Origin of the sequence: Cohnella sp. GCM10027633 (assembly GCF_042675445.1) — a bacterium.
In the GTDB taxonomy this organism is placed as follows: Bacteria; Bacillota; Bacilli; order Paenibacillales; family Paenibacillaceae; genus Cohnella.
In genome coordinates this window covers 168,121-183,579 of the sequence record NZ_JBHTGV010000003.1, presented here as the reverse complement: position 1 = coordinate 183,579, position 15,459 = coordinate 168,121, and the positions used below count along the sequence as shown (strand labels likewise).

At 60.9% G+C, this 15,459-nt stretch carries 13 protein-coding genes; 11 read left to right on the top strand and 2 right to left on the bottom strand.

All coding sequences use genetic code 11. The features are described from left to right. From fmt to ACFQZG_RS09930, 3 genes are all read left to right on the top strand, one after another. Positions 1-954 carry a methionyl-tRNA formyltransferase gene (fmt, locus tag ACFQZG_RS09940; protein ID WP_378151930.1) on the top strand — a complete coding sequence of 318 codons (954 nt, stop codon included), beginning with the start codon at positions 1-3 and terminating at the stop codon, positions 952-954. 420 nt (positions 955-1,374) lie between these two features. After that, the gene (locus tag ACFQZG_RS09935) at positions 1,375-5,181 is read left to right on the top strand and encodes a fibronectin type III domain-containing protein (RefSeq protein WP_378151928.1); all 3,807 of its coding nucleotides are present in this window, start codon (positions 1,375-1,377) and stop codon (positions 5,179-5,181) included. A gap of 17 nt (positions 5,182-5,198) precedes the next feature. Next, positions 5,199-5,534 carry a hypothetical protein gene (locus tag ACFQZG_RS09930; protein ID WP_378151926.1) on the top strand — a complete coding sequence of 112 codons (336 nt, stop codon included), beginning with the start codon at positions 5,199-5,201 and terminating at the stop codon, positions 5,532-5,534. Between the two features lie 11 nt (positions 5,535-5,545). On the opposite strand, the gene ACFQZG_RS09925 is transcribed toward ACFQZG_RS09930, so the two are convergent. Next, on the bottom strand, positions 5,546-6,985 hold the full coding sequence (locus tag ACFQZG_RS09925) for an aminotransferase-like domain-containing protein (protein WP_378151924.1): 1,440 nt from the start codon (positions 6,983-6,985) through the stop codon (positions 5,546-5,548). A gap of 278 nt (positions 6,986-7,263) precedes the next feature. On the opposite strand from ACFQZG_RS09925, the gene rsmB reads away from it, so the two are divergent. From rsmB to spoVM, 7 genes are all read left to right on the top strand, one after another. Continuing rightward, positions 7,264-8,652, top strand: a complete 1,389-nt coding sequence (gene rsmB, locus ACFQZG_RS09920; protein ID WP_378151922.1) for a 16S rRNA (cytosine(967)-C(5))-methyltransferase RsmB — start codon at positions 7,264-7,266, stop codon at positions 8,650-8,652. A 139-nt stretch (positions 8,653-8,791) separates the two neighbouring features. Beyond that, the gene (gene rlmN, locus ACFQZG_RS09915) at positions 8,792-9,880 is read left to right on the top strand and encodes a dual-specificity RNA methyltransferase RlmN (protein WP_378151920.1); all 1,089 of its coding nucleotides are present in this window, start codon (positions 8,792-8,794) and stop codon (positions 9,878-9,880) included. 5 nt (positions 9,881-9,885) lie between these two features. Continuing rightward, positions 9,886-10,653, top strand: a complete 768-nt coding sequence (locus ACFQZG_RS09910) for a Stp1/IreP family PP2C-type Ser/Thr phosphatase (RefSeq protein ID WP_378151918.1) — start codon at positions 9,886-9,888, stop codon at positions 10,651-10,653. After that, positions 10,650-12,737 (top strand): Stk1 family PASTA domain-containing Ser/Thr kinase, encoded by a 2,088-nt coding sequence (gene pknB, locus ACFQZG_RS09905; protein ID WP_378151916.1) that lies wholly within the window; start codon positions 10,650-10,652, stop codon positions 12,735-12,737. The genes ACFQZG_RS09910 and pknB overlap by 4 nt, the downstream gene beginning before the upstream one ends. A gap of 40 nt (positions 12,738-12,777) precedes the next feature. Beyond that, the gene (gene rsgA, locus ACFQZG_RS09900) at positions 12,778-13,677 is read left to right on the top strand and encodes a ribosome small subunit-dependent GTPase A (protein WP_378151914.1); all 900 of its coding nucleotides are present in this window, start codon (positions 12,778-12,780) and stop codon (positions 13,675-13,677) included. 2 nt (positions 13,678-13,679) lie between these two features. Beyond that, positions 13,680-14,324 (top strand): ribulose-phosphate 3-epimerase, encoded by a 645-nt coding sequence (gene rpe, locus ACFQZG_RS09895; protein WP_378151912.1) that lies wholly within the window; start codon positions 13,680-13,682, stop codon positions 14,322-14,324. A 135-nt stretch (positions 14,325-14,459) separates the two neighbouring features. Further along, entirely contained in the window at positions 14,460-14,540 is an 81-nt protein-coding gene (gene spoVM / locus ACFQZG_RS09890) for a stage V sporulation protein SpoVM (protein ID WP_019639080.1), read from the top strand. A 146-nt stretch (positions 14,541-14,686) separates the two neighbouring features. On the opposite strand, the gene rpmB is transcribed toward spoVM, so the two are convergent. Continuing rightward, the gene (gene rpmB, locus ACFQZG_RS09885; protein ID WP_378151910.1) at positions 14,687-14,875 is read right to left on the bottom strand and encodes a 50S ribosomal protein L28; all 189 of its coding nucleotides are present in this window, start codon (positions 14,873-14,875) and stop codon (positions 14,687-14,689) included. Positions 14,876-15,077: 202 nt separating this feature from the next. Here rpmB and ACFQZG_RS09880 point away from each other — a divergent pair, with 202 nt between their 5' ends. Continuing rightward, positions 15,078-15,437, top strand: a complete 360-nt coding sequence (locus ACFQZG_RS09880; RefSeq protein WP_378151908.1) for an Asp23/Gls24 family envelope stress response protein — start codon at positions 15,078-15,080, stop codon at positions 15,435-15,437. The last annotated feature ends 22 nt before the right edge of the window (positions 15,438-15,459 follow it).

Sequence of the window (15,459 nt, the reverse complement as noted above, 5' to 3'; positions counted from 1 at the left end):
ATGAGAATATTGTTCATGGGGACGCCGCAATTCGCGGTCCCTTCTTTAACGTTGTTGCTCGAGCAAGGCTACGACGTCGTAGCGGTCGTTACGCAGCCGGATCGTCCGGTCGGGCGCAAGCGCGAGCTGACGCCGCCGCCGGTGAAGGCGTACGCGCTGGAGCGCGGCCTAACGGTGCTGCAGCCGGAGAAGCTGCGCTCGCCGGAAGGCGTCGCGGCGGTAACCGCGCTCGCTCCCGACTTGATCGTGACGGCGGCTTACGGTCAAATTCTGCCGAAGTCGGTGCTGGACTTGCCGAAGCACGGCTGTCTCAACGTTCACGGCTCGCTGCTGCCGAAGTATCGCGGCGGCGCGCCGATTCAGCGCTCGATCATGAACGGCGAGCCGGAGACGGGCGTTACGCTCATGTACATGGCCGAAGGACTCGATACCGGCGATATGATCGCGAAGGTCGTCGTGCCGATCGGCGACGAGGACACGGCAGGCTCGATGTTCGAGAAGCTGAGCGTCGCGGGCGCGCGTCTGCTCGGCGAATGGCTGCCGAAGATCGTCCTTGGAGAAGCGCCGCGCGTGCCGCAGGAGCACGAGCAGTCGTCATACGCGCCGAACTTGTCGCGCGAAGACGAGAGGCTCGATTGGAGCGCCCCTTCACGGGAGCTGTTCAACCGCGTCAGAGGGCTTAATCCGATGGCGGGCGGCTTCACGCAGCTCGACGGCGAAGTGTTCAAGATATGGCGCTGCGAGGCGCCCGGCGTCGCCGACGCGTCGCTCAAGCCGGCGTGGTCCGCGATGCCGCCAGGTTCCGTGTTGGAGACGGGGGCGAGCGGCATTCGCGTGCGTACCGGCGACGGCAGTCTGCTGCTCGCGGAAGTTCAGCCGGCGGGAAAGAAGGCGTTGTCCGCCGCCGAATACGCGCGCGGCGCCCGTCTCGAGACGGGCAAGCAATTCGGTTAAGCGTCCATATAGGCAAGAACGGCGATATCGCCGCGGTGAATAGACCGTGGCGATATCGCCTTTTTTATATCCAAAGTATCTAATTATTTGCGCCAAAATATCCAAAATATTATGAAGATTATTATATGTAAATGCTCATGAAACATGCCCAAACAACGCATTTATCCGTAATAATTCTTATTAATAACTGGCAATTGACCAAAATGCTTTGTATATTCTATAATTATCCATAGTTTGGGGAAAATTATCCGCAAATATTGTCCTCTATTTAATCCAAATTTTCATTCCTTTTCCCTCCGCTGACTTTCCGCACTTTCTTGCCGCATCATGCTTACGATCTTCTTCGAAACGAGGTGATCCGTCCGTCGTTAGGCGTTCGTGGCAGTCATAACCTTCATTCTTATTAGGAGCGTGGATGATTTGAGTACAAAGACGAATCCGCTAGGCCGAAACGCGTTAAGTTTAATGCTGGCGATGCTAATGATGCTGTCGGCAGCGATTCCGCTCGCGCCGCGGCATGCGCATGCGGCGATCGGGAAGGACCCGATATACGGCAAGGTGCCCGGACTGAACGAATATTCCCGGGTGATGATCTGGTACGGCACGAACGCCGCGACCCAGACGCAGCTCGATACGTTGAAGACGTACGACCTCGTCATCCTCGAACCGACGATCCGCATCATCAACGTCGCGAACAACCAGTTCTACTTCGAGACGTTCCAGCCTAACCAAGTGAACGAAGTGAAACGCGGCGTCGACGGCGTGCTCGGCACGGCCGACGACGTCTACGTGCTCGCCTATATTTCAGTAGGGGAGCTGGCGACGTCCAGCGTGTTCACCGGCTTCACCGGCAACATGACGATCCAGAACGGGAAGGACGTCGGCCTGCTGCCGGCGAATTATAGCGGACCGAGCGGGCCGTTGCACGGGCCGAACCCATGGAACTACAACGCGAGCGGCAATTACGTCAACGTAGAGGGGGGCGCGACGCCGGACGGCACGTACAACTCGGGCTACAACGGCTACGCGAACATCTCCATCGCCAACGATTATAGCTCGACGGGCAGCCTGCTAAGCTGGGGCAACGCCGGCCTGATGCCTTGGTACCTCGACCAACAGGGCACGTGGGTGAGCGACAGCAGGTATTTGTACGGGGGCTACTGGAAGAACGGAGACGGCGTCGTCGATAAGAACAACACGTACGGCGGCGGGTACATCAACGGAGGAGACCCGACGTGGAAGAAGCTTATTACGTTCATGACCGACAAGCTGGAGCACGACGCGGGTTACGACGGCGTGTTCCTCGATACGGTCGATACGCCGGATCCGGTCGGCGGCGCGGGGCCGACGACGTCTTGGGGGCCGCGGGGCAACTTCGGATTCACGGCCAAAGGCATGGTCGAGCTCGTAGAGGCCGTCAAAGCGGTCGATCCGACGAAGATCGTCGCCGCCAACCGCGGGTACTGGTACTTTAATCCGGACGAAGGAACTTCGCAGTTCGCCGCCAGGTACCGCCACGCGATCAACATTTTCCTGACGGAATCGTGGTATCACAATCCATACATCACGTCGGGCTCGAAGTTCTACGACGAGAACCCGGCGTTCGCGGACAGCTGGAACACGAATCCCGCTTCGCCGACGTACCGGAACAGGGACAACTTCGGCGGCTTCTGGAAGGACTACATGAACGCGCAGGCGAATCAGCCGGACGGCTTCAACATCATCATCTGCGATTTCACCGTTCCAGCCGCGAGCACGAACAAGTGGATGAACGAGGTGGTGACGAACAGCGACTACCTGGCGTACTCGGTCAGCGGTGCGACCCACTTCTCGAACATGTATCACGACGCGAAAAATTGGCTGGATTCGAACGGTTACGCCGGCGCTTCGCTCGCGGGCGCGCATCCGACGGACTTGCACGGCGGCTTCAACGTCGACGGCAACTTCTCCGACTGGGCAGGCCAGACGCCGATCTTCGACGATCCGCTCGGCAACAACGGCAAAGGAATCACGAAGGTGTACGCGAAGTTCGCGGGCGACAAGTTCTTCATGAAGATCGACGCCAAGACGACGCTTAACCTGCAAAGCGAAATGATCTATTTCGATTACGACAAGAAAGGGACGACCGGCTGGCAAGGCGTCGCCTGGCCGATCTCTCCCGATTCTCGCATCTATCTCGAGAACCTGAACAAGGTGTATCTCGCGCCGCACGTCGCCGGTCAGGGGGACGTGTTCAAGTTCCCGACGACGACGATCAGCAACAACGGCTGGCCGGTTCAATACAAGCAATCCGGAACGTCGGCGGAGCTTATGTTCGACGCGGATTATATTTTCCCCGGGGCGCTTGCCGGACAAGAGATATGGACGTGGTTCCGCGTCGCGAACTTCGGCGGTTCGTCGGTGAAATTCACGGTGCCGGGAACGCCGGCGGTTCCGGCCGTTCCGTCCGGTCTAGCCGCGGCGGCAGGCAACGGTCAAGTTTCGCTCAGTTGGGCGCCGAACAGTGAAACGAATCTCGCGGGTTATAACGTGTACCGCAACGGAACGAAGGTCAACGGTTCGTTGATTACTTCCCCGTCTTATACGAATACCGGATTAACGAACGGTACTTCGTACGGCTTCCAAGTGACGGCGGTCAATACGGGCGGGGCGGAGTCGGCGAAGAGCGCGACGGTATCCGCGACGCCGCAGGCGCCGGCGCAACCGACCGCGCCGACCGGGTTGACGGCGACGCCGGGCAGCGGGCAGGTGGCGCTGAGTTGGACGGCGAACGCGCAGACGGGCATCGCCGGCTATAACGTCTACCGCGACGGAACGAAGGCGAACGGCTCGCTCGTTACGGGCACCTCGTTCACCGTCTCTGGCTTGACGAACGGAACCTCGTACGCTTTCCGCGTATCGGCGGTCAATACGGGCGGTACAGAGTCTCCGCTTAGCGCAGCGGTGAACGCGACGCCGACCGGGTCGTCCTCCGGCTCCTCCATTACGGTCGACGGGACGCTCGGCGATTGGGGCGGCGTGCCGGCACTCGTGACCGGTACTTCCGGCGTGCAGTCGCTGAAATCGACGAATAACGGAAGCAACTTGTACGTGGCGGTATCGGGCTCGGGGTTGAACGTCAAAGGGCAGTTGTTCCTCGATACCGATAACAACCGGTTGACGGGCTACAACGCGGCCGGCTGGACGGCTAGCGGCTTCGAGAGCGGAGCCGAGTACATGATCGAGAACAACACCGTATACCGGAACAACGGAGCGGGTTGGTCGTGGACGAACGTGCGCACGCTCGCCGCGTCCGAGTTCGTTCGCAACGGCTCCGCCGTCGAGCTCTCCGTGCCGCTGGCGACGCTGAATATCGCGAACGGCAGCACGATCCGGGCGGGATTCGTCCTGAACGACTCGACGACGAACCGGCTGCCGGCGCAGAACGCCGCGTTGCCGAGCTATACGTTGGGCGGCGGAGGAACGACTCCGCCGGATACGACGCCTCCGTCGGTTCCGTCCGGGCTGGCGGCAACGGCGGGTGACGGCCAAGCCGTTCTGGGTTGGTCGGCGAATATGGACGCGGATCTGCTCGGGTATAACGTGTATCGGGGCTCGACGAAACTCAACGCGACGCCATTGTCGTCGCCCGCTTATACCGCGACGGGATTGACGAACGGAACGAGCTACTCGTTCCAGGTGTCCGCCGTCGATACGAGCAATAACGAGTCCGCCAAGTCGAGCGCGGTTAGCGCCGTGCCGGTCGCCTCCCAGACGGTGACGGTCGACGGCAGCGCGGCCGAGTGGGGTTCGGTACCGGCGCTGAACGCAGGAGCCGGCGGCACGGTCCAGACGATCAAAGCCCGCAACAACGGCACGAACTTGTACTTGCTTGTCCAGGGCAGCGGATTGAACGTCAAAAGCCAGTTTTACTTGAATACGGACAACAACGCGTCTACGGGCTTCAATCCGACGGGATGGGCGAGCGGGGGCATCGATTCGCTGCTCGAGAACCAGAGCCTGTTCGCATACGCGGGCAGCGCCAACAGCTGGAACTGGACGTTAGCCGCGACACTTGGAACGGGTCAATTCGCAAGGAACGATTCCGTCATCGAGCTGGCCATTCCTCTGTCTTCGCTAGGCCTGTCGGCAGGCAACGCGATCAAGATCGGCTTCATTAGCAACGATTCCGCGACGAACCGGCTTCCCGGCACCTCCGGAACGCCTTACGCCTATACGTTGAACTGACCTCCGCCGCAACGCGAGTGGATGGGCCAATCGGCCGGCAACTGGATGGTGATCCGGGAGCCGGCCGATTCTATAATGAAGCCAGCTTGGAGGGCGCGGTTATCCGCGCCGAACCGGGCAATTCCACGGAACGGGTGATGACCATGAACACGACTTGGATGCTGGCGCTCGTCGTCATCGTCATGGCGACGGGCTTCGTCGCGACGCTCGCGATCGGCATGTCGCGCAGCAACAAAGAAGAGAATGCCGCTTATTTCAAGCACACGGGGCGCAAGCTGGCCCGATTGTCCTATCTATACGCCTTCGTCGTCCTGCTCGCGATCGTCTACTTCATCATCGCGCTTAGGGGATGACGCCGCGGTCTTCAGCGCAGCAGCCGCCGTACCGCTTCGGCGAAGCGTGCCGCGCCTTCGGCGAGGTCCCCCGCGGACGACGGCCTCGCGAACGCGAAGCGGGCGAAGCCCGGACGCGAGCCGTAGATCGTGCCGGGCACGTAAGCGACGCCGAGCTTGATGGCCTCCTCTAGCAATCGGCCTTCCGGCAAGTCCGCGGCCAGCTTGCACCATAGATGCAAGCCGCCTTGGGGCAGCTCGAACGAGAGAGCTCCTCCCAGCTCGGCGCGCAGCGCTTCCGCGAGCGCGTCCCTGCGGAACAGCAGCCGCTCGCGCAGCCGTTCCAGATGGGGGTCGAGCACGGACGGCTCGAGCAGGCTAACCGCGAGCTGCTGCGGAATGACGCTCAGCCCGAAGTCGATCTGCCTCCTGGCGTCGGCGAGCCGCTCGACGACCGCGCTCGGCGCTACGAGCCAACCGACTCGCAGGCCGGCCGCGGCGATCTTGGACAGCGAGCCGACGTACAGCGTCGTGCCGGCGCGGTCGATCGCTTTAATCGTCGGCGGCGGCGAGCCGTCGAACGCCGTCAAGCCGAACGGATCGTCTTCGACGATCGGAAGTCCGAGCTCGCTGGCGACGTCGAGCAGTTGCTCCCGCCGCCTGTCGCGAAGGACGCCGCCGGTCGGGTTGTGATAATTCGGATTGAGGAAGAGCATGCGGATCCTGTGCTTGCGGTACAACTCCCTGACATCGTCCGGACGAAGTCCCTCCCGGTCCACGGGAAGCCCGAACAGCCGCAGACCGGCCGACTGGAACATCGGCAACGAGTATGCGTACGACGGATCTTCGACGGCGACGGCGTCTCCCGGGGAGAGCAGGCATTGCGTGATCAGGAACAGCGATTGCTGGGAGCCGGACGTCACGAGTATGGACGATTCGGTGGCATGGATGCCGCGATACCGCTTCAGGTGACCGACGAGCGCCTCCCGAAGCGGAGCGTAGCCTTGCGGGTGATCGTATCCGAGATGGGCCGGCAGCGCGCCTTCCCGGAGCAGCGCCGCGATGTCGGCGGACGGGCTAAGCTCCTCCGCCAATTCTCCGCTGGCCATGTCGATCAGCGATTCCCGGGTTCCGATCGCCTCGCGGATGCGGCGCATGATCGGCAGATTGGGCTGGAAACTCCCGCCCTCCGCGTAACGATGCCAGTTCGGCGTGCGGCGGGGGGCTATTCCCCATTTATGCAAGGCAACCTTCGTTCCGCTGCCTGCGACGCTGTCGGTAATGCCAAGCGAACGCAGCTCCGCGTAAGCTAGCACGACGGTGCTCCGGTTCACGTCCAATTGCTCCGCTAGCTTCCGCTCGGAAGGCAGCCGGCTGCCCGGCGGAAACTCTCCGCAGGCGATCCTTCTCTCGAGTTCGTCGGCGATTTGCCGGTAGATCGGCCGATCGTCTTCCCGGTTAGGTTTCCACATCCGTATCCCGTCCTCCAAGTCTTCCGCGTTGCGATGGCGCATTATGTCTATCATAAGGAAAGAGTCGGAATATAGCGAGGAGAGAACGACGCGAACGCGAAACCCGCTCACGACGCGCGGCGCGGGAGATTAGGCGCCCGGCGGCTTCGTTCTGGTATAATCCCGGGTTTTGCCGTACAATACAGGTCAAGAGGCGGGGCCGCCGTGCGGCCCCGTTTTGGCATTGGATACTTGGCTCGCGGCCGTTCGTAACGGCGGGCCGGAGAAGGAAGCGAACGATGAGCAACGTATTCAGAAAAGGCGGCAAGCCCCAAGGTCCTCGCGAAGTGGCGCTGCAAGTGCTGCTGAAGGTCGAGGTTAACGAGGCGTTCAGCGGACTGGCGCTTAACCAGGCGCTTAACGCGGCGGCGATGTCGCGGCCGGACGCGGGACTCGCGACGGAAATCGTCTATGGCACGATTCAGAGAATGAACACGATCGATTACGCGCTCGGCGCGCGCGTCAAAGGCTGGCCGGCCAAGGTCGAGCCTTGGGTGCGCGTCTTGCTTAGGTTAAGCTATTATCAATTGCGCTGGCTGGATCGCGTGCCGGCGCACGCAGCGGTCGCCGAGGCGGTGAACATCGCCAAGCGCCGCGGCCATTCGGGCATCGCGGGCCTCGTCAACGGCGTGCTGCGAGGCGTCCTGCGGGACGGCGTCGAGACGCCGTTGCCGCGGGACCTGCCGGAGGCGAAGCGCATCGCGCTGACGCACAGCCATCCGGAATGGCTCGTGGAGCGTTGGATCGGCGCGTTCGGAGCGGAGACGGCGGAAGCGATATGCGCGGCGAACAACGAGCCGCCGCATGCGTCCGCTCGGGTCAACCCGATCCGGGGGACGCGGGAGGAATTGCTGGCGGCGATGAACGAAGCCGGAATCGGCGCGGCGCCTTCCCCGTTATCCGCGCAAGGCATCCTGACCGATAAGGCCGGCAATCTCGTGCATACGCAGCTGTACCAAGACGGGCGCTTCTCGATCCAGGACGAGAGCTCGATGCTCGTCGCGGCAGTCGCCGACCCGCGTCCGGGGATGAACGTGCTCGATTGCTGCGCGGCTCCGGGAGGCAAGTCCACCCATCTCGCCGAGCGGATGAGCGACAAGGGCAAAGTGCTCGCGAACGACGTTCATTTCCATAAAGAAGCGCTCATTCAGCAACAAGCCGACAGACTCGGCCTTGCTTGCATCGAGACGATGGTGTCTGACGCCCTCGAGCTGGCGGACAGGCTGCCCGCGGCTTCGTTCGACGTCGTGCTGCTCGACGCGCCTTGCTCCGGGCTCGGCGTCATCCGGCGCAAGCCGGAAATCAAGTGGAACAAGACGCAAGACGACGTAGACAGCTTAGCCGAGCTGCAACGGCGCTTGCTCGACCAAGCGCAATCGCTCGTCAAACCGGGCGGCACTCTCGTGTACAGCACGTGCACGATCGCGCCGGAGGAGAACGAGCTCGCGATCGATCTGTTCCTGCAGCGCCATCCGGCGTTCAAGCTGGATCCGGCATGGCCGGAGGAAGCGTTGGCTCCGATTAAGGACGCCGGGCTGCTGCCCGATTCGTTCGCCGGCTCGCTCCAACTGCTCCCGCACATGTTCGGAAGCGACGGATTTTTCATCGCGAGGCTTCGCAGGGAATAATCGCGCAACGAACGGCCGAATTCCGCGTCCAATGACTTGTGAATGCCGCGCAGGGCCGCCCTTACGGGCGAGTCCCGGTCGTTAGGGTTTATGAGGCGAGGGCGTTTATGGTAAAATAGAAAGAACGGTGGTGACTCAATTGGATAACGAACATAATCAACCTTTCATTTACGACCTGTCGCTGGAAGAAATCCAGGACTGGATCAAACAAAACGGCGAACCCGCGTTCCGCGCGGGACAAATTTACGATTGGCTGTACGTGAAGCGCGTAGCGGCCTTCGAAGAGATGAGCAACTTGCCGAAACCGCTCAGGGATAAGCTCGCGGCGAGCTTCCGGTTCATTACGCTGACGGAGATCGCGAAGTTCGAATCGAAAGACGGAACGGTCAAATTCCTGTTCGAGCTGGCGGACAAAAACGCGATCGAAACGGTCGTCATGCGCCACAACTACGGCAACAGCGTCTGCGTCACGACGCAGGTCGGATGCCGCGTCGGCTGCACGTTCTGCGCCTCGACCCTCGGCGGCCTGAAGCGCAGCTTGACGTCGGGCGAGATTATCGCCCAAGTCGTCCAGTCGCAGCGGATGCTCGATCCGATTAACGAACGCGTATCGAGCATCGTCATCATGGGCATCGGCGAGCCGTTCGAGAACTACGAAGCCACGATGAGCTTCCTGCGGACGATGATTCACCCGAAAGGGCTCAATATCGGCGCCCGGCATATTACGGTGTCCACGAGCGGGATCGTGCCGAACATGCTTCGGTTCGCGGACGAGGACACGCAGATCAACCTGGCGATCTCGATTCACGCGCCGAACGACGCGCTTCGTTCGAAGCTGATGCCGGTGAACCGGCGGTTCCCGTTCGTCGACGTCATGAACGCGTGCAAGTACTACATCGAGAAGACGGGCCGGCGCATTACGTTCGAATACGCGCTCATCGGCGGCGTGAACGACCGGCCGGAGCACGCGGAGGAATTGGCCGACGTGCTGCAAGGCATGCTCTGCCACGTCAATCTGATTCCGGTTAACTACGTGCCCGAACGGAACTACGTCCGGACGCCTCGCGACGATATTTTCGAATTCCAACGCATTCTGCAGAAGCGCAACATCAACGCCACGATCCGCAGGGAGCAGGGCCACGATATCGCGGCCGCTTGCGGCCAGCTGCGGGCGAAGCACATGGAGAAGACGGAAAAGACGGAGAAGCTGGAGAAGACGACGGGGTGATCGATGTGAGGACGGCATTACGGAGTCATGTGGGGAAAGTACGGCAAGTGAACGAAGATCAAGCTTGGAGCGGGACGCTCGGCGAAGGGCTCACGGCGGCGATCGTCGCCGACGGCATGGGCGGACATCGCGCCGGCGAAGTGGCGAGCGGTCTTGCCATCGACAGCCTGGTCGCGTCCCTGCAAGCCTGGAAACGGGACGATGCCGGCGCGGACAAGACCGAGCTGCTTCGCGAATGGATTCGCAAGGCGAACGACGTCGTGTTTGAAACGGCATCCTTGAACGAACAATACCACAACATGGGCACGACGGTCGTCCTTGCCTTGGTCGAGGGCAGCAACGGTTGGATCGGTCATATCGGGGACAGCAGGGCGTACCGGTATCGGGACGGCAAGCTGTCGCAGTTGACCGAGGACCATACGCTCGTCAACGAGCTGACGAAATCCGGCCAGCTGAGCGCGGAAGAAGCGGCGCGTCACCCGCGCCGCAACGTGCTGACCCGCGCGCTCGGAACCGACCGCGACGTGGAAGTCGACGTCCAGTCGTTCGAGTGGCGATCCGGCGACCGGTTGCTGCTCTGCAGCGACGGATTAAGCGGATTGGTCGGGCATTCCCAAATGATCGGGACGCTCGAAGCCCGCGGCGCGGATCTGGAAGCGCAGGCCGACAAGTTAATCGCTCTCGCGCTCGACGCGGGCGGCGACGATAACGTGACGGTCGTACTCGTAGCAGACGACGGCGCCGCGGGCGCTACTGGAGGAGGTTCAGCATGATCGGACATACGTTGAGCGGACGTTACGAACTGCTGGCTCGTATCGGTGGCGGCGGCATGGCGCTCGTCTATAAAGCCAAGGACTTATTATTGAATCGATTCGTAGCGGTTAAGGTATTGCGTCAGCAGTTCACCCACGACGACGACTTCGTCAAGCGGTTCCGCCGCGAGGCGCAAGCGGCCGCGTCGTTGTCGCATCCGAACATCGTGAGCATCTACGACGTCGGGCAAGTCGAAGACACGTATTATATCGTCATGGAATATATCGACGGCGCGAACTTGAACGAGATCATTCGCGACCGGGCGCCGCTGCAGGTCGACGAGGCGATTCGGATCGCCGCGCAAATCTGCGACGCGCTCGAGCACGCCCATCATAACCAGATCATCCATCGGGACATTAAGCCGCACAATATTCTGATCGGCAATAACGGCCGCATCAAGGTGACCGACTTCGGCATCGCGCGCGCCGTGACGTCGTCGACGATTACGCAGACGGGTTCCGTCGTCGGTTCCGTGCATTACTTCTCCCCGGAGCACGCCAAAGGCGTCGCGACCGGCGAGAAGTCGGATCTGTATTCGCTCGGCATCGTCATCTACCAGATGCTGACGGGTAGATTGCCTTTCCTCGGCGAGAGCCCGATCAGCGTCGCGCTTAAGCATCTGCAAGAGCCGTTCGAGGAGCCTCGGTCCGTCAACCCGTACATCCCGCAGAGCGTGGAGAACATCATCCTGAAGGCGATGCGCAAAAATCCGCAGGAGCGCTATCAATCCGCGGCGGCGATGCTGCGGGATCTCGAGACGTGCCTGCAGCCCGCGCGCATCCACGAACCCGTCGTCCGCTTCAGCAGCGATGACGACGAAGAGGCGGATAAGACGCGCGTCATTCCCGCCATTCGTCCGGATATGCGCCAGACGTTGGAAGTTCCCGTCCCGGCCGCCGCGACTGCGGGAGATACCGACGTGCGGTGGAATTCGGAAGGACTGAACGAGCGCAAGCGCACGTGGGTGCTTCCGACCGTGCTCGGCGTGCTTGCGGCGATACTGATCGCGGTGCTCATCTGGGCGATCAACGCGCTCGGCGACATCGTGGACTCCCCGGACGTCAAGGTGCCGGACGTCATCGGCGAGACGTTGAACGAAGCGCGGAACTTGATAGAAGAAGCCGGGCTCGTCGTAGACCCTATCGTGCTCGAGGAGCAGAGCAAGGAATACGCCGAGGATATTGTCATGAAGCAGACGAAGCAAGGCGGCACCGTCGCCAAGGGCGCGGTCATCCAACTGACGGTCAGCATCGGCGAGCAGCTGCCTTCGATGCCGGATCTGGCGGGCAAGCCGTTCGAAGATGCCAAACAGCAACTCGTCGAGATGGGCGTCGCCGCGGACAACGTGCTCCCGTCCGAAGTGTTCGACGACAGCGATCCCGGCACCGTGCTGAGATCCAATCCGAAGCCGAACGAGGAGTTCGATCCGGCGGAGACGACCGTTACGCTTACGATCAGCAAAGGCCGCGAGGCGTTCGCGATGCCGAACCTGATCGGCCGCACGGAAGGCGAAGCGAAGGCGCTCATCGAGAAGAACAACCTGAAGCTGCCGGAGAAGAACATAACGAGAGCGGCGAGCTATACGCCGAAGGGAACGGTGTTCAAGCAGTTCCCGGCCGAGCAGAACGAGATGGTGTCGGAAGGCGCGGAAGTGCAGATCTGGATCAGCACCGGCTATCCGGCCGACGCGCGCGAGGAATCGGTCATGGTAACCGTGTCTCCGGCCGAGGAAGGCAAGGAGAGCACGATCAAGATTACCGTATCCGACGCGCGCGGAGACAATGTCGATCTGCCGGACCGCAAAATCACGGCGACGACGTCCATCCCGGTAACGTTAGTGCTCGCACCGGGCAAAGACGGCAAAGTGATGATCTACCGCGACGGCCAATTCTTGTCGGAGCAAGTGATCCCGTACGCGGACATTCCGGCGTCGGGCGGAGATCCGGGCACGGACCAGCCGGTCGATCCGCCCGCGGATAACCCCGACGAAGGCGGAGACGGCGGAGACGCCGGGGCCGGGGAAGAGCAGGCGGTTACGGAATGACAGTCACGATCAGAGCGCACATCGAAGGAGCCGTAATCGCATGCCCGAAGGTTTAATCACGAAAGCGCTCAGCGGATATTATTACGTGAAGGGCGGCGGTACGCTCGTCCAATGCCGCGCGCGCGGCATCTTCAAGAAGAGGGGCGAATCCCCGCTCGTCGGAGACCGCGTCGAATATAGTTTGACCGAGAACGGAGAGGGCACCGTCGACCGGATTCTGGCGCGCGAATCCGAACTGATTCGTCCGCCGATCGCGAACGCGGATCTGGCCGTGCTCGTCTTCTCCGTCGTTCGGCCCGAGCTGAGCTTGGCGCTGCTCGACAAGTTCCTCGTGCATACCGAGCACGCGCGCATGGACGCGCTGCTCGTATTCACGAAGATGGACCGGATTCCCGAAGGGGATGAGGAAGATCGCATTCGCGGAGACGTAGAGACGGCGCGCAAGCTGTACGAATCGATCGGTTACGACGTGCTGTTGACGAGCGCCCGCGAAGGGGAAGGCATCGAGGCTCTGCGCGAGGCGCTGGCCGGCCACATTAACGTGTTCGCCGGACAGTCCGGCGTCGGCAAGTCTTCGTTGCTGAACGCGCTCGTTCCCGGCTTGACGCTCGAGACGAACGAGATCAGCGACAAGCTCGGCCGCGGCAAGCATACGACGCGCCACGTCGAGCTTGTCGAGCTCTCCGGCGGCGGATACTTGGCCGACACGCCGGGCTTCAGCCAGCTGGACTTCGCGGAGCTCGGCATCGATCAGATCGGCGATTGCTTCCGGGAATTCCGGGAGCTGTCGTCCGGCTGCAAGTTCCGCGGCTGTACGCATATCCACGAGCCTTCCTGCGCCGTGCGGGAAGCGTTGGAGCGGGGCGACGTGGCGAGAAGCAGGTACGACCATTACGCGAGCTTCATGACCGAATGGAAAGAGACAAGACGGAGGTACTAGAGATGACGATTATAGCCCCATCGATATTGGCATCGGATTTCTCGAAGCTGGGAGAGGAATTGCGCTCCATCGACGAGGCGGGAGCGGATTGGGTACATATCGATATTATGGACAACCACTTCGTGCCGAACTTGACGTTCGGTCCGCCGATCGTCTCGATGATCCGCGGTAGCACGAAGCTGATGTTCGACGTGCACCTGATGGTCGAGAAGCCGGAGACGTTGTTCCCCGCGCTGAAGGCGGCGGGAGCCGACCGGTTGACGGTCCATCCCGAAGCTTGCGTTCACTTGGACCGCACGCTGACGCAGATCGCCGAGCTCGGCATGAAAACGGGCGTCGCGCTGAATCCGCATACGCCGCTATCGGTGCTTGAGTACGTGCTGGACAAGGTCGATCTCGTGCTTATTATGACGATCAATCCGGGCTTCGGCGGCCAATCGTTCATGCCTTCCATGCTGCCGAAGCTGCGCCAGCTTCGCGATATGCTGGAGCGGCACGGCCGCGGCGACGTCCATATTCAGGTCGACGGCGGCATCAACCGCGAGACGGCGGCGCTCGTGAGGGAAGCGGGAGCGAATTCGCTCGTCGCAGGCACTTATATATTCGGCCATCCGAACCGCGCCGAGGCGATCGCTTCGCTGCGCTGACCGAAGTTCGAAGTTCGGCCCATTTTCCTATTCGACCTGGAATAGGACAAAGCGAAATCCGCATACATTGAACCATTAGCTGCGTTGGAACCGTGACGCCGGATAGGGTTCAGCCTGCGGAGGAGGGATGGGACGATGAAATTTTATACCATCAAGCTGCCGAAATTTCTGGGCGGCTTCGTCAAAGCCATTTTGAACACGTTTCACAAAAGCTGACGAAGCACGTCGCGGGCTCTGGATGCGCAAAAAAACCGTCAGATTCGTCTGACGGTTTTTTCTTCTGGCGGCACAAACGAAAAGCCGCCTCCCGTAAGGTTGGCGGCGCTCGTTTATGCATGGGCGGCGAAAGCACCCTTATTCCCTTATACGCGGGTTACGAGACCGGATTTCAGGGCGCGAGCGCTGACGAATACGCGCTTCGGCTTGCCGTTCACCAGAATGCGAACTTTTTGTACGTTAACCCCATAAGTACGGCGGGTCGTGTTATTCGCGTGAGACTTGTTGTTGCCGGAACCCGGCTTTTTCCCTGTGATATAACATTTACGAGCCACTAAACATACACCTCCCTGCCACGTCCATACAAACACTACACTATAATAGCATAGGGAAAGTGGCGTTGCAATGCTTATTAGGCGCATCAACGGGAGACAACGCGAAGAAACGCGATTTCGCGAGAAAACGGCTTCATTCTGCCGTTTTTTTATAGTACAATGAAGTATGGTCCATAATACAGGCATAAAGGAGTGAATTTCCATGCCTATGCAACTGGCCTCGGAAAACGGAAAAATAGATGTAGCCGATCAAGTGATCGCGGTCATTGCGGGTTCGGCGGCACTCGATTGTTATGGGCTTGTCGGAATGGCTTCCCGTAAAGGCTTGAAGGACGGCATCGCGGAACTGCTCGGACGGGAGAACTTGTCCCGAGGCGTGGAAGTGCGCCATGAAGCGGAGCGCGTTCATCTCGATCTGTACGTCATCGTCAGCTACGGAACGAAGATCTCCGAAGTCGCCCACAACATCCAGTCGAAGGTGAAGTACGTGCTGGAGGAAGTCGTGGGTCTGAAGGTCGATTACGTGAACATTAACGTTCAAGGCGTCCGCGTGATGCGCTAGAAGGACCGGAGGCAGCGCCTCT

What these genes read in the sequence shown, in the direction of transcription:
- ACFQZG_RS09925 (WP_378151924.1), bottom strand. Translation starts at nt 6,985, where the DNA reads ATGTGGAAACCTAACCGGGAAGACGATCGGCCGATCTACCGGCAAATC.
- rsmB (WP_378151922.1), top strand. Translation starts at nt 7,264, where the DNA reads ATGAGCAACGTATTCAGAAAAGGCGGCAAGCCCCAAGGTCCTCGCGAA.
- fmt (WP_378151930.1), top strand. Translation starts at nt 1, where the DNA reads ATGAGAATATTGTTCATGGGGACGCCGCAATTCGCGGTCCCTTCTTTA.
- rsgA (WP_378151914.1), top strand. Translation starts at nt 12,778, where the DNA reads ATGCCCGAAGGTTTAATCACGAAAGCGCTCAGCGGATATTATTACGTG.
- spoVM (WP_019639080.1), top strand. Translation starts at nt 14,460, where the DNA reads ATGAAATTTTATACCATCAAGCTGCCGAAATTTCTGGGCGGCTTCGTC.
- rpe (WP_378151912.1), top strand. Translation starts at nt 13,680, where the DNA reads ATGACGATTATAGCCCCATCGATATTGGCATCGGATTTCTCGAAGCTG.
- ACFQZG_RS09880 (WP_378151908.1), top strand. Translation starts at nt 15,078, where the DNA reads ATGCCTATGCAACTGGCCTCGGAAAACGGAAAAATAGATGTAGCCGAT.
- pknB (WP_378151916.1), top strand. Translation starts at nt 10,650, where the DNA reads ATGATCGGACATACGTTGAGCGGACGTTACGAACTGCTGGCTCGTATC.